Here is a 14,510-nt window from a genome sequence, read left to right as displayed (position 1 = left end):
ATGACTGGGTACTACGACTACGTTCTGGGGCTCATCCCGGTCGCCCTGATCGGCGTGACCGCCGTTCTCAATCTGGCCGGGCTGTCGTTGTCGGTTGCCGTTCCCGGGGGCGCGCTCGTCGCCGGGGCGCTGATCGCCCACGCGATGTTCGTCAGAGCACCAGCAGGCGTCGACATCCGCTCGTCCCCAGGCGGATCGCAGACGAGTCACAGCGCCGACTGACCGGTTCGGGTTGGCGTCGCGTCTCGCTCCGCGTTTCGCTTTCCCGTACGGTTTAGGTCTCTCGAACCGACCGGTCCGATATGACAGAGACGCTGTTTCTCACGAGCGCCGACGTCGACGACCTCGCGGACCACGCCGACTACGTCGCCGTGGTCCGCGACGCGTACCGGCAGATCGGTGAGGGCGCGCCCGCGGAGCCGCGGACGCTCTTGTACAACCCCGACCCGGCCGGGATGTTGACCACGTACGCCGCGCTCCTCCCGGAGACGGGCGCGATGGGCGGATACACCTACTCCGCCGGGTTCGGCGCGGGCGACGCGTGGTTCATGACGCCGCTTTTCGACGCCGAGTCAGGCGAGCCGCTCGCGCTCCTCGACGGCGCGTCGATGAACCCGTTCAAGACGGGTGCCGCGGGCGCGACCGCGGTCGACGCGCTCGCCCGGGAGGACGCGACGGAGATCGCCGTGATCGGCAGCGGCGCGCAGGCCGGCGGACAGCTCGCGACGACCGCGACCGTCCGCGAGTTCGAGGCGGTGCGCGTCTTCTCGCCGACCCCCGACAACCGCGAGGCCTTCGCGTCGGCGTTCGACGATCGTCTCGCCGCCGACGTCTCGGCGGTCGCGAGCGCGAGCGACGCCGTCGCCGGTGCCGACGTGGTGATCACGGCGACGAACGCGAGCGACCCCGTTATCGACGACGCCGACGTCGAGCCCGGGACCCACGTCACGGCGATGGGCCAGTACAATCCGGAGAAGAACGAACTGCCGCCCGAGCTGATCGCACGCGCCACGTACGTCCCCGACATCCGAAAGCGAGTGCGACAGGACGCGGGGTCGTTCCTCGCGGCGGTGGCGGCCGGACTGGTCGACGAGGATCACGTCGCGGCCGACCTCGGGGAGGTCGTCGCGGGCAAGCACCCCGGTCGGACGAGCGACGACGAGGTGACGGTGTTCGACTCCGGCGGAACCGGGATCGAGACCGTGGCCGCCGCGCACATGCTCTATACGCGAGCGAACGACGAGGGGCGCGGCGAGACGATCGACTTCGCGCCCGCGAGCGAGGCGCTCACGGGACGATAGGCTGCAGTTTTAGTTCGCCGATATGCTTGTTTAACGTCGGAGTCATTCGCTTATAAGTCGTTGCTGGCGCGGTGAACACTCACAAAGCCCCAGCCGCTTGCTTATAAATGATTGAGGGTGAGGTAAACACTTACAAAGTCCCAGTCGCTCGCTTATAAATCGTTGACAGCGCGGTGAACACTCACAAAGCCCCAGCCGTGAGGCGGGCGCACGCTCGCTGTCGCCCGAAAATCGGAGATTTTCGGGATGTCGCCAGAATCCTTCGGATTCTGGCTGCTAGCCGGACGTAGTCCGGCGATGTCGTCAGAATGCAAAGCGTTCTGACTGCTAGCCGGAAATCAACGATTTCCGGCGATGACGAGAGAGCTTGCTCTCTCGAACCACGCTCCTCACTCGGTCGCTCGCGATCCCTCGTTGCGGTGTCGCCGGCGCGAAGCGCCGGCTTCATGAGGGACCTCCGGTCCCTCTCTGCTTACGTCGCCTGCGCCCGCCTCGCGACTGCCCCTTTGAGTCCCACCCCACCGCACAGCCCCGCACCTCACACCTCCCCAGCCTCGCCGCTTCGCGCCTTTAAAAGGCGCTCGCGGCGTCCCTCGCGGGCTCCTCGCGCCCTGTGGGCGCTCGGAGGCACGCCACCACGTGTTCAGTTATAAGCAATCGTCGCTGCCGCGCTTGTTCTTTTAAATATCACGTCGCCGGCGGCGGTCTGCGATACTCGCGTCCGACATCGATCGGAGAGGTCGGTTGGAAGGGTGACGGTTCCACAACGTGAATCTCCTTCTGCGAATCACCGCCATGCGGTCGGTTTTTGACGGACGAGGCCCGATCACTGGTATGACCATGGACCCGGCGGAGCTCGCCGACCGCATCGAGGCGGAGATTCCGGACGCCGTCGCCCGCGTGACGAACCCTCGAATTCACGACGACGAGGACGAAGACGCCCACTACGCGGCGTGGGTCGTCTCGCCCGCCTTTGAGGGCGAGTCGCTCGTCGACCAGCATCAACGCGTGTACGACGCCGTCGGCGACCACATGACCCGGTCGGTTCACGCCCTTGAGATCAAGACGTACACGCCGGCGGCCTACGCCGAACACGGAGACGGGACCCTCGACGCAGAGCTCCGGGAAAGGGGACTGCTCACCGGCGACGAGGCGTAACGGCACAGCACGCGACCCGGCGAGACCCACCCGCTCTGACGACGGTTGAATCCAGCGGCGAACGTTTCACCGGCTGAACAGTAGCGAAAGAATGGGTGAGTCTGTTCCCGATCGTCGCTTAGCTGTTGGCCATGTCCCGGCAGGATTCGGCGCACTCACGGAGGACGTCCGCGCAGACCTGGCAGTGGTCGGCGTCGTGGCGGTCGCACTCCTCGGCGCACTCCTCGCACGCGTCGGCACAGGCCTGCGCGAGCTGGGTGCTGTAGTTCGAACTGCGAGCCATGAAGCGCGCGTGCAGCGACGTGAGGTCGGCGACGTCCCGACAGAGCCGGGCGCATTCCTCCATGTCGGAGTCGCCGAGGCACTCGTCGGCACACCATTCGCAGACCTGGGCGGCCTCGTTACAGTTCTCGATGCACTCGCGTTGCTCGTCGCTCAGGTTGTCGATTTTCGAGACGGTTTCGGAAAGGGACATACCATCCGATGGTACATCGAGTAACCGCATAAGCAATGAGCCTGCTACTGAAAGGGATTAAGTTGCTGTTGAGTTGCAAACGCGCTCATCCTAGACAAGACGGGCGTATATTTCTCGACAGCAGCAATGGAGAAGCGCGCTACTCTCGGACACGGTACTTACCGATCCCTGCCAAAATCTGATAGCTGTTGAGGATTTCAACAGAGTCGTTCGAATAAAAATCGTGTTCGAATGACAGACCGGTTTACTGCGCCGCGGGAACGGTGACCGCTTTCAGTACCTTTTACCGCGTCTCGGGGAAACGCCCGAGTATGGCCGAAGACTACCGCACGGAGGAGGACAGCCTCGGCGAGATGCAGGTGCCGGCGGACGCCTACTGGGGCGCACAGACCCAGCGCGCCGTCGAGAACTTCCCGATCTCAGGAATCCCGATGAGTCGGCGGTTCATCCGCGCGCTCGGCGTGGTCAAGAAGGCGGCCGCACGGGCGAACCGAGACCTCGGACTGCTGGAGGACGATACCGCAGAGGCGATCGTCGCCGCCGCCGACGAAGTGATCGCCGGCGATCACGACGACCAGTTCCCGGTCGACGTGTTCCAGACCGGCTCCGGGACCTCCTCGAACATGAATGCCAACGAGGTCATCGCCAACCGCGCCGCCGAGATCGCGGGCGCGGCGATCGGCGACCGCGTCGTCCACCCGAACGACCACGTGAACTACGGCCAGTCGAGCAACGACGTGATCCCGACCGCGATGCACGTCGCCGCTCTCGAAGCCGTCGAGAAGGATCTCGTGCCCGCCCTCGAAACGCTCCACGGCGAACTGGAGGCGAAGGAGGCCGAGTTCGACGGCGTCGTCAAGACCGGCCGCACGCACCTGCAGGACGCGACGCCGATCCGGCTCGGCCAGGAGTTCGGCGGTTACCGGACACAGGCCGCGAAGGGGATCGAGCGCGCGACCGACGTGCAGTCGAACCTCCGGGAGCTCGCCCTGGGCGGCACCGCGGTCGGCACCGGGCTCAACACCCACCCGGAGTTCCCGGAGTTGGCGGCGGAGTACATCTCCGACGAGACGAACACGACGTTCCGCGAGGCCGACAACCACTTCGAAGCGCAGGCGGCTCACGACGCGATGGCCGAGGCGCACGGCGCGCTCCGGACGATCGCCGGGAGCCTGAACAAGATGGCGAACGACCTGCGGCTGCTCGCCTCCGGCCCCCGAAACGGGCTCGGCGAGGTCGAACAGCCCGAGAATCAGCCCGGCTCCTCGATCATGCCCGGCAAGATCAACCCGGTCGTCGCCGAGTCGGTCAACCAGGTCCACAAGCAGGTCGTCGGCAACGACGCGGCCATCGCGGCCGGCGCGGCCCGCGGCGAGATCGATTTGAACCTTTATAAGCCGGTCATCGCGCACAACTTCCTCGAATCCGCGGAGCTGCTCGCGAACGCCGCGGAGACGTTCGGCGAGCGCTTCGTCGCCAAGCTGGAGGCCAACGAGGAGCACTGCGAGACGCGCGTCGAGCAGTCGATGGCGCTGGCGACCGCGCTCAATCCGGCCATCGGCTACGACAAGGCCTCGAAGGTCGCCAAGACGGCCTTAAAAGAGGGGAAGAGCGTCCGCGAGGCCGCCGTCGAGGCCGGCTACCTCACCGAGGAGGAGGCCGACGGGGTGCTCGACCCCGAGGCGATGACCCACCGCGTCATCCTCGGCGACGACGACTGAGCACCGCCGAACCCGAAGCGCGGCCGACGGCCGCTCGCGCCGAATCGGCACCATTTAAGCCGTCGTCGGTCCGCGTTCAAAACGGATGAAACTACACGAATACCAAGCGAAGACCATCTTCGCTGACGCCGGGATCCCGGTTCCGGATTCCCGGCTCGCGACGACCGTCGACGAGGCGCTCGACGCCGTCGACGAGATCGGCTACCCGGCCGCGATCAAGGCGCAGGTCCACGTCGGGGGGCGCGGCAAGGCCGGCGGGATCAAGATCGCGACCGACCGCGAGGAGGCCGAGCGGTACGCCGATGAGATCCTCGGCATGGATCTCAAGGGGTACACCGTCGATTCCGTCCTCGTCGAGGCCGGCGTCGACTTCGTCGACGAGCTGTACGTCGGGGTCACGATGGACCGCGGCGCGGGCGAGCCCGTCCTGATGGTGTCGACCGAGGGCGGCGTCGACATCGAGGAGGTCGCAGAGGAGAACCCGGATGCCATCGCGCGAGAGCACGTCGACCCCGCGTTCGGACTCCACCCGTACCAGGCCCGCAAGGTCGTCTACGAGGCCGGCGTCGACGCCGACGTCGCGCTCGACGTGGCGTCGATCCTCTCGACGCTGTACGAGCTCTACGAGGAGAACGACGCCTCGGAGATCGAGGTCAACCCCGTGATGATCACGAGCGACCGCGACGTGACCGCCGCGGACGCCGTGATGAACATCGACGAGGACGCGCTGTTCCGCCAGCCCGATCTCGCCGAGCTGGCCGAGGAGTCCTACGAGGACGACCTCGAACGCAAGGCCGGCGAGTACGGCTTCGACTACGTCCGTCTCTCGGGCAACGTCGGCATCATCGGCAACGGGGCCGGGCTCGTCATGACGACGCTCGACCTCGTGGACCACTACGGCGGCAAGCCCGCTAACTTCCTCGACATCGGCGGCGGCGCGAAGGCCGAGCGCGTCACGCAGGCGCTCGACATGGTCTTTTCCGACCCCAACGTCGACAGCGTCGTGTTCAACATCTTCGGCGGGATCACCCGCGGCGACGAGGTCGCCAAGGGGATCAACGAGGCGCTCGCGGAGTTCGACGAGATCCCGAAGCCGGTCGTCGTTCGACTCGCAGGGACCAACGCCGAGGAGGGGATGGAGATCCTGAACACCGACCTGATCGAGGTCGAAGAGACGCTGGAGGACGCGGTCCAGCGCGCGGTGAAGAACGCGGAGGAGGTGACCCAATGAGCATTTTCGTCGACGACGACACGGGCGTCGTGGTACAGGGGATCACCGGCGGGGAAGGCAAGTTCCACGCCGGCCAGATGATCGAGTACGGCACCAACGTCGTCGCCGGCGCGGTCCCCGGCAAGGGCGGTCAGGAGGTCGACGGGGTCCCGGTCTACGACACCGTCGACGAGGCCGTCGAGGCGGAGGACGCCGACGCGTCCGTCATCTTCGTGCCGCCGGCGTTCGCGGGTGACGCGATCTTCGAGGCGCTCGACACCGACCTCGATCTGGCGGTCGCGATCACCGAGGGCATCCCGACCCAGGACATGGCGAAGGTGAACAAGCGACTGAGCGAGGTCGACACGCGCCTGCTCGGTCCGAACTGTCCCGGGATCATCACGCCCGGCGAGGCGAAGCTCGGCATCCTGCCCGGCAACATCTTCGCCGACGGCAACGTGGGGCTCGTCTCCCGGTCCGGCACGCTCACCTACCAGGTCGTCGATAACCTCACGGAGCGCGGGATCGGCCAGACGACCGCCATCGGCATCGGCGGCGACCCGATCATCGGGACCTCTTTCATCGACGCCCTCGAAGCGTTCGAGGCGGACGACGAGACCGACGCGGTCGTGATGTGCGGCGAGATCGGCGGCGAGGACGAAGAACAGGCCGCGCGCTTCATCGGCGAGCACATGGACACCCCGGTCACCGGCTTCATCGCCGGCCGCACCGCGCCGCCGGGAAAGCGGATGGGCCACGCGGGCGCTATCGTCTCCGGCTCGGGCACGGGCACCGCACAATCGAAGATCGACGCCCTCAACGACGCGGGCGTCCCCGTCGGCGACACCCCGGAAGAGGTTGCCGACCACGTCGAGAGTTTCCTGTAGCTGAGCGATCGACCGCTCTCTCGGTGTTTCCGCCGTTTCGATCCCGTTTCCCGGTGTGTCTGCCGTTTCTATCCCGTTTCCCGGTGTTTTCGCTGTTTTCCTCGGTGTTTCCGCCGTTTCTTCCGATGTTTCCGCCGTTTCTATCCCGTTTACTTCCCGTCTCCGCAGCCGTCGAGATCGGGTGGCGGAGCGAAAGCTAAAATTACCAGTAGGATGACGTGCGTTCATGGATTCCGGTTCCGGCGACGAGCGCGACGGCCCGGGGCACGTCTTCTTCCGCGGGTCGAGCCCGGCCGGCGGCGGGCCGCGGCGGGTGCTCTTCGTCGACGACGAACCGGGCGCGGCGGACCTCGCGGCGACCCACGTCGACCGACTGGTGAACGGGGTCGAGACGATCACGCGAACGGCACCTGACGACGCGCTCGCGGTCGTTCGCGAGGAGCGCGTCGACTGCGTCGTCAGCGACTACGACATGCCGGGACGAGACGGACTCGAATTTCTCGCGGACGTTCGGACCGTAGACCCCGGCCTCCCGTTCGTCCTGTTCACGGGAAAGGGGAGCGAGGAGATCGCAAGCGAGGCGATATCCGCCGGCGTCACGGACTACCTGCAGAAGGGTAGCGGCCGCGACCGCTACGAGATGCTCGCGAACAGCGTCGAAAACGCCTTGGATCGGCGCAGAGCCGAACGCGACCTCCGGGAGGTGAACGCGAAGATCACCGCGATCCACGAGTTCGCGACCGGCCTCGCCTCGGTCGGAGACGTCGAGGAGGTGTTCGAGCGCGTCGTCGACGCCGCCGAGGAGATTCTGCAGTTCGACCGCTGCGTCGCGGCTCGCCGCCGAGACGACCGGCTCGTTCCAGTCGTCCTCTCCGAGGACGTCGGCGAGGACGAGGTTCGGACGTTCTCGCTCGGCGAGGGGATCGTCGGGTACACGGCCGCGGAAGGGCGGACCATGGTCGTCGACAACCTGAGCGTCGACCCGGCCGACCCGGACGAGTTGGCGGATCCGGAGAACCCCGGCCGACCCGATCCCGGTCAACCCGATCCCGGTCGACCCGATTCCGGTCAACCCGATCCCGGCGAGGTGGCCGCGCCCGTCGCCGACGACATCCGGTCTGCGATCAGCGTTCCGGTCGGCTCGTACGGGGTGTTTCAGGCCGTCTCCGACGGGTACGCCGCCTTCGACGACGGCGACGTGGAATTCGCGGAGCTGCTGGCCGCGCACGCCGCCGACGCGATAGAGCAGATCGAGACGGAGAGCGCCCTCCGCCGCGAGCGCGACCGGCTTACCGCGCTGTTCGACGACCTCCCGCTGCCGGCCGCGCGGACTGTGGCACTCGGACCGGAGGAGCGCCGCCTCGATGCCACGAACGGCGCGTTCGAGGAGACGTTCGGGTACTCGGCCGGCGAACATGACTACCACGAGGTCCGCGACGGAATCATTCCGAAGGGAGCTGACGGGGTCGACCCCAAAACCGCCTTCAACGGCGACGAACCGCCCCGCCGCGAAGTGCGACGCCACACGACGGGTGGGCTGCGAGACTTCATCCTGCACGTGATCCCAGTCATACGTCCGGACGAAACGGTTGTTTACAGCATCTACGCCGACATCGGCGAACAAAAGCGGATCGAGCGGACCCTGCGGAAGCTCCACGAGACGACGCGCGAGATGTTCCGCGGCGGGAGCCGCGAGGAGATCGCGGCGATCGCGACGCGGACCGCGATCGACATCCTCGAATTTCCGAGCAGCGCCGTGCGGCTGTACGACCCCGACCGGGAGGCGTTACTGCCGACCGCGATCAGCGAAGAGGCGACCGACGCACTGGGCGATCGCCCCGCGTTCGGTCCGGGCGACGGCCGCCTCTGGGACGCGTTCGAGCGCGGCGAGCCAATCGTCGTCGACGACCTCGACGTCGCAGACACCGTCGTCGAGTACGGCGATCATCGAAGCCTGCTCGTCGTGCCACTCGGCGACCACGGGGTGATGCCGCTCGGATCCCGCGAGCCGGGATTTTTCGACGACACCGCGGTCCAACTCGCGCGGGTGCTGGGGGCGAACGTCGCGGTCGCGCTCGATCGGGCCGAGCGATCCGCGCAGCTCCGGGATCGGGACGCCGACCTCAAGCGGGAGATCGATCGGTTAGAGAAGTTCGCCGGGTTCGTCTCGCACGACCTCCGAAACCCGCTCAACGTCGCCGCCGGCCGGCTCGATCTGGCTCGGGCGCTCGTCGACGACGAAGACGCGACCGAGGAACTCGAGCGGGTGGAGGACGCCCACGACCGGATGGAGGAACTCATCGACGACCTCCTCACGCTGGCACAGCAGGGGCGTACCGTCGACGACCCCGAGTCGATGTCCCTCGGCGACGCGGCCGAGCGCGCGTGGCGGACCGTCGACACCGCGGGCGGGATCCTCGACGTGCGCGACGAGGACGCCGCGATCGAGGCCGATCCCGAGCGCCTCCGCACGCTGCTGGAGAACCTGTTCACGAACAGCATCGAACACGGCGTCGAAGATGCCTCGGCCGAATCCGGGATCACCGTCTCCGTCGGAGCGCTCGCGGACGGGTTCTACGTCGCCGACAACGGGTCGGGATTCGACGTCGATCCTGAGGAAGCGACCGAGTACGGAACCTCGACCGAGCCCGACGGAACCGGGTTCGGGCTCGCGATCGTCCGCGAAATCGCGACGGCGCACGGCTGGAGATTCTCGATCGCCGACGCCGAGGACGGGACCCGCTTCGAGTTTCGGACGGACGCGTGATTCAACGCGTGCGAACGCGCGGCTCAAAGCGTGCGAACGGGTGAAGGGGGCGTGCGAACTGGTGGAGAGGGCGTGCAAACACGGGGCATCCCAACGGACGTCCGAGCGGGTGGCTGCGGCTGACAATATATAAAAGAGTCGTGGACGTGCGATACCGGCGCACACCCGGGCCACGGTTATGACCGGCTCGCCCGTGTTCATCGTGTATGGACGAAGGCACCCGCGAGCTGCTCGCGCCGCTCCCGCCGAGCGCCAAACTGGTCTACTACGTCCTCGACGAGGAGGGCCGGTTCGATCAGACCGGGCTCGCCGACGAGACTCGCCTCTCAACGCGGACCGTCCGGTTCGCGGTGGAGAAGCTCACCGACGTCGGGCTCGTCGAGGAGGGGCTGTGCCCCCGCGACGCCCGCCGCTCGGTGTACGCGACAGCCTCCGAGTCGGAGCGACCGACGGGATCCGGGACCGCATCCGAGGCCGAGACCGGGGAACCGGAAACCGCCTCCGATCCCGAGGCTGAGCCGCCGACGGCGACCGCGGTCGCCGAGGACTGACCCGAGTCGCCCTCTCCGATCCGTCGCGTTTTTGCCCCCGCGACCGGTAGTGTGCCCACTCGATGGCGACGTACCACATCGAAACGTACGGCTGTAGTTCGAACCGGGGTGAGAGCCGGGAGATCGAGCGTGCGCTCCGCGACGGCGGTCACCGCCCGGCAGCTGGCCCGGAGGACGCCGACGTCGCCATCCTCAACACCTGTACGGTCGTCGAGAAGACGGAGCGGAACATGCTCCGGCGCGCCGAGGAGTTGGCCGAGGAGACCGCCGACCTCGTCGTTACCGGCTGTATGGCGCTCGCGCAGGGCGAGATGTTTCGCGAGGCCGGAATCGACGCCGAGATCCTCCACTGGGACGAGGTCCCCTCGTACGCGCTCAACGGCGAGTGTCCGACGGTCACGCCCGACGCCGATCCGGTCCTCGATGGAGTCGTCGGCATCCTCCCCATCGCCCGCGGCTGCATGAGCAACTGCTCGTACTGCATCACGAAGTTCGCGACCGGTCGGGTCGACTCCCCTACTGTCGAGGAGAATGTCGAGAAGGCCCGCGCGCTGGTCCACGCCGGTGCGAAGGAGATTCGGGTGACCGGACAGGACACGGGCGTCTACGGCTGGGACACGGGAGACCGGAAGCTCCCGGAGCTGCTCGACCGCATCTGCGACATCGACGGCGAGTTCCGGGTCAGGCTCGGGATGGCCAACCCCGGCGGCATCCACGGGATCCACGAGGAACTGGTCGAGGTGTTCGCCGAAAACGAGAAGCTGTACGACTTCATCCACGCGCCGGTCCAATCCGGGTCCGACGATGTACTCGAGGACATGCGCCGACAGCACCGGGTCGACAAGTTCCGCGAGGTCGTCGAGACGTTCGACGACCGGCTCGACCACTGGACGCTCTCGACCGACTTCATCGTCGGCTTCCCGACCGAGACCGAGGCCGACCACGAGCGCTCGATGGACCTCCTCGAATCGGTCCGACCCGAGAAGATCAACGTCACCCGCTTCTCGAAGCGCCCCGGCACCGACGCCGCCGACATGAAGGGGCTCGGCGGCACGGTCAAAAAGGAGCGCTCGAAGGCGATGTCGGAGCTGAAGATGACGGTCGTCGGCGACGCCTACGAGTCGATGGTCGGCGAGACCTTCGACGTGCTCGTCGTCGAGGAAGGGACCGGCGACTCCGTGAAGTGCCGCGACTCCGCCTACCGGCAGATAATCGTCCAGAGCGCGACGGATCGCGGCGTCGACGTGGGCGATTTCCTCGACGTGGAGGTGACCGGTCACAACACCGTCTACGCGTTCGGCGAACCGACCGATGAAGGTCGAGCCTCCGAGGGCGAAGACCGCGCGGAGCCGACTCCGTCGTCGGCGTAGCCGGGGTCGTGGAGGCCAAGGCGACTTCTCGAAAGCTCGCCGTCGCAACGGCGGCATCTCAGCGCCTCGACAGTTCCAGGTCGCGCACCGTCGGAAGCTCCCAGCCGTAGGTGACGGCGGCAAGCCGGACGACGACGGTGACGGCCGCACAGAGGCCGGCGGCCGTGCTTCCGGTGCCGACGACGGCTCCGGCGAGGAAGTAGGTGACCCCGCCCAGCACGGCGCAGCTAGCGTAGAAATCTTCGAAGAGGATGAACGGCGCTCGGTCGAGGAGGATGTCGGCGAACGCGCCGCCGCCAACCGCGTTGATCGTCGCGATCGCGACGACGCCGAACGCGGAGAGTCCCGCCTCGGTCGCGACGATCGCTCCCGCGGTAGCGAACGCGGCGAGGCCGATCGCGTCCGACACCAGCGTGATCGGGTGAGTGTCCGGCGACGCGAGCACGACCTGTAACGCGATCGCGAGGCCGACGCCGATCAGCCCGAGACCGATCTCGATCGGCGACTGCAGCGCCAGCGGCGTCCGCAACACGAGGACGTCTCGCGTCGCCCCGCCGGCGAACGCCATCGCCAGTCCGACGATGGCGATTCCGAACAGGTCGAAGTCCTCGCGGATCGCCTTCGTCGACCCGACCAGCGCGAACGCGATCAGCCCGATCGTGTTCATCACCGCGAACGGGTCGCCGAACAGCACGAGGAGGAACTCCCGGCTCACGGTCTCCGTCCGACGGCCGAACAGTTGAATGTACCGTCGGCGGGCCCGGTCGCCACGGCACGCACCCGACGACGACCGACGACGACCGATGACCGACGACGACCGCCTACTGTTCCTCGTAGATCATCTCGACCTCGTCGGCGAATCGATCCAAGATGTTCCGTCGCTTCTTTTTCATCGTCGGCGTGAGGAGGTCGTTTTCTTCGGTGAATTCCTCGGGGACCAGCCGGAACTGCTTGATCCGCTCGTACGACTCGAACTCCCCGTTCACGCGGTCGATCTCTCCTTGGATACGCTCGCGGACTCGGTCGTCCCGGCAGATCGCCGTGCGGTCGTCCGGGAGGTCGATCCCGCGGGTCTCCGCCCACGCGTCGATCCTTTCGAAGTTCGGGACGACGAGCGCGGAGACGAACTTCCGCGAGTCGCCGAGCACGACGCACTGCTCGACGAACTCGTTGGCGGCGAACCGGTCCTCTATCGGTCCCGGCGCGACGTTCTTGCCGGTCGAGAGTACCAGCAACTGTTTGGCTCGCTCGCGGAACGCGATGTACCCGTCCGGGCGAAGCTGCACGATGTCGCCCGTGCGGAACCACGGCTCGTCCGCGGTGTCTTCGGCGGCCGCGGCGGCTGCGGCGTCTGCCGCGTCTGCGGCGGCCGCGTCGTCTTCGCCGGCACCGAGATCCCGCTCGTCGGGCGGCGTCCCCGCGACCACGGCGTCGTCGGGCAGCCGGTCAGCGTCGGTGAACGCCTCGGCGGTGGCCGTCGGATTGTTCCAGTAGCCGTCCGTCACCTGCGGGCCGCGAACCAGTAGCTCGCCCACGTCTCCCGGAACGTCCGCGACCTCCTCGCCGACGATGGTCCCGTCGATCGCGATCTCGGTGTCGACGACGGGCGGACCGATCGTGCCGACCTTCGGCTCCTCGGGCGGGTTGACGCTTATCACCGGCGAGGTCTCCGTGAGACCGTATCCTTCCAGAATGGGGAGGTCCATCGCGTGGTACAGCGCGCACAGCTCCGCCGACAGCGACCCCCCGCCCGAGATGAAGAAGTCGACGTTGCCGCCGATCGCCTCGCGGACCGACGAGAAGACCAGCCTGTCAGCGAGCGAGCGCTTCGCGTCGAGAACGGCTCCCGGGTTCTCCGTCTCGTGGTGAGTTCGCCCCACGTCGACCGCCCACGAGAAGATTCGCGCTTTCACCGGGGACGCCGAGGCCTGCTCGCGGATCGCGTCGTACAGCTTCTCGTAGACGCGCGGGACGCTCGTCGTCGTTGTCGGTCGCACGAGCCCGAAGTCCTCCCGGAGGGTGTCGGGGCTCTCGGCGTAGCCGACGGTCGCGCCCGCCGCGAACATCATGTAGTGGCCGGCCAGCCGCTCGAAGACGTGCGCGAGCGGCAGGAACGAGAGCGTCGTCGACTCCGCCGAGATCCCGGGGACCCCCGGGTCGCGGTCCGGTCGGTCGGCGAAGCGGCGGTAACACTGGGTGACGTTGTCGCGGAAGTTCGCGTGAGTGAGCCGGACGCCCTTGGGTCGGCCCGTCGTCCCGGAGGTGTAGATGAGGCTCGCGAGATCGTCCAGTTCGATCGCGTCGATCCACTCCTCGTAGGCGTCCGCGTCGAAGGCGTCGGCACCCAGCTCGTGAACCTCGCCGAGGGTGTAGACGTCGTCGAGGGTGAGTGTGGCGTCGCTGTCGACGTCGCTATCGTCGTCGCTGTCGACGTCGCTTCCGGCGATATCGCCCACGTCGCTCGGGTCGACGTCGTCGAACGTCACGACCGCATCGAGTCCGTGTTCGAGATCGTCGGCGACGGCGAACACCTCGTCGAGCAGTTCGCGGTTCTCGGCGACGACGACGGTCGCCTCGGGGTCCGAAAGCAGGTACCGCACCTGATCCGGCGATGAGGAGGCGTACACGGTCGTGACCGTCGCACCGGTGGCAAGCGCCGCGAAGTCGGTCTGGGCCCACTCCATCCGCGTCTGCGCGTAGAGGGCGACGCGCGTGTCGGCCTCGACACCGAGTTCGCGGAGTCCGGCGGCGAGGTTGCGAACGATCTCGCGCATCGCGGCGTACGTCACGTCACCGTACTCTCCCGCGGACGCCGGCGGGAGGACCCCCTCGGAGACCAGCGATCGGTCGTAGATACCTCCCTTGTACCGCTGGGCGAGCCGGTCGGCGTTCCGATCGGCCGATCGCTCGAACATTCGCGGGAGCGTCTCCCGCGCGACGACGTCGTCCGCGAACTCCCGTTCCGCCTCCTGCCAAGCCATACCACGACGGTTCAGCCGGACCATCATAAACGATACGGTAGTTTCGAGTTCATTCGTGTCTCTCGCGGAGCCGGTCGTTCGCGTCCGCC

Annotated in this window: 12 protein-coding genes; 9 read left to right on the top strand and 3 right to left on the bottom strand. The window is 67.2% G+C overall.

The window, feature by feature from the left end:
- The 3 genes from ACFQEY_RS08510 to ACFQEY_RS08500 all read left to right on the top strand — a co-directional run bounded on the left by ACFQEY_RS08510 (position 1) and on the right by ACFQEY_RS08500 (position 2,459).
- Positions 1–222 (top strand): DUF8015 family protein, encoded by a 222-nt coding sequence (locus ACFQEY_RS08510; RefSeq protein ID WP_379767169.1) that lies wholly within the window; start codon positions 1–3, stop codon positions 220–222.
- Between the two features lie 80 nt (positions 223–302).
- Positions 303–1,301, top strand: coding sequence for an ornithine cyclodeaminase family protein (locus ACFQEY_RS08505; RefSeq protein WP_379767166.1), 999 nt, complete (start codon positions 303–305; stop codon positions 1,299–1,301).
- Positions 1,302–2,141: 840 nt separating this feature from the next.
- Positions 2,142–2,459 carry a BolA family protein gene (locus ACFQEY_RS08500; RefSeq protein ID WP_459864494.1) on the top strand — a complete coding sequence of 106 codons (318 nt, stop codon included), beginning with the start codon at positions 2,142–2,144 and terminating at the stop codon, positions 2,457–2,459.
- A 118-nt stretch (positions 2,460–2,577) separates the two neighbouring features.
- On the opposite strand, the gene ACFQEY_RS08495 is transcribed toward ACFQEY_RS08500, so the two are convergent.
- A complete protein-coding gene (locus tag ACFQEY_RS08495; RefSeq protein WP_379767160.1) occupies positions 2,578–2,934 on the bottom strand; it encodes a four-helix bundle copper-binding protein in 357 nt (118 codons plus the stop codon).
- 311 nt (positions 2,935–3,245) lie between these two features.
- Here ACFQEY_RS08495 and ACFQEY_RS08490 point away from each other — a divergent pair, with 311 nt between their 5' ends.
- From ACFQEY_RS08490 to ACFQEY_RS08465, 6 genes are all read left to right on the top strand, one after another.
- Positions 3,246–4,655 (top strand): class II fumarate hydratase, encoded by a 1,410-nt coding sequence (locus ACFQEY_RS08490; RefSeq protein WP_379767157.1) that lies wholly within the window; start codon positions 3,246–3,248, stop codon positions 4,653–4,655.
- Positions 4,656–4,740: 85 nt separating this feature from the next.
- A complete protein-coding gene (sucC, locus tag ACFQEY_RS08485) occupies positions 4,741–5,886 on the top strand; it encodes an ADP-forming succinate--CoA ligase subunit beta (protein ID WP_379767154.1) in 1,146 nt (381 codons plus the stop codon).
- A complete protein-coding gene (gene sucD / locus ACFQEY_RS08480) occupies positions 5,883–6,752 on the top strand; it encodes a succinate--CoA ligase subunit alpha (protein WP_379767152.1) in 870 nt (289 codons plus the stop codon). The genes sucC and sucD overlap by 4 nt, the downstream gene beginning before the upstream one ends.
- Positions 6,753–6,978: 226 nt before the next feature.
- Positions 6,979–9,519, top strand: a complete 2,541-nt coding sequence (locus ACFQEY_RS08475; protein WP_379767149.1) for a hybrid sensor histidine kinase/response regulator — start codon at positions 6,979–6,981, stop codon at positions 9,517–9,519.
- A 206-nt stretch (positions 9,520–9,725) separates the two neighbouring features.
- On the top strand, positions 9,726–10,070 hold the full coding sequence (locus tag ACFQEY_RS08470) for an ArsR family transcriptional regulator (RefSeq protein WP_379767146.1): 345 nt from the start codon (positions 9,726–9,728) through the stop codon (positions 10,068–10,070).
- A gap of 62 nt (positions 10,071–10,132) precedes the next feature.
- Positions 10,133–11,440 carry a tRNA (N(6)-L-threonylcarbamoyladenosine(37)-C(2))-methylthiotransferase gene (locus tag ACFQEY_RS08465; RefSeq protein WP_379767143.1) on the top strand — a complete coding sequence of 436 codons (1,308 nt, stop codon included), beginning with the start codon at positions 10,133–10,135 and terminating at the stop codon, positions 11,438–11,440.
- A 58-nt stretch (positions 11,441–11,498) separates the two neighbouring features.
- Here ACFQEY_RS08465 and ACFQEY_RS08460 read toward each other — a convergent pair whose 3' ends face one another.
- Both ACFQEY_RS08460 and ACFQEY_RS08455 read right to left on the bottom strand, forming a co-directional pair.
- Entirely contained in the window at positions 11,499–12,107 is a 609-nt protein-coding gene (locus ACFQEY_RS08460; RefSeq protein WP_379767545.1) for a trimeric intracellular cation channel family protein, read from the bottom strand.
- A gap of 154 nt (positions 12,108–12,261) precedes the next feature.
- Entirely contained in the window at positions 12,262–14,421 is a 2,160-nt protein-coding gene (locus ACFQEY_RS08455) for an AMP-dependent synthetase/ligase (RefSeq protein WP_379767140.1), read from the bottom strand.
- Positions 14,422–14,510: the final 89 nt, after the last annotated feature.

The sequence above is a fragment of the Halorubrum trueperi genome (genome assembly GCF_042662525.1).
GTDB lineage: Archaea > Halobacteriota > Halobacteria > Halobacteriales > Haloferacaceae > Halorubrum > Halorubrum trueperi.
The sequence above is the reverse complement of the archived record's forward strand: the minus strand, read 5'-3'. Positions and strand labels throughout refer to the sequence as shown.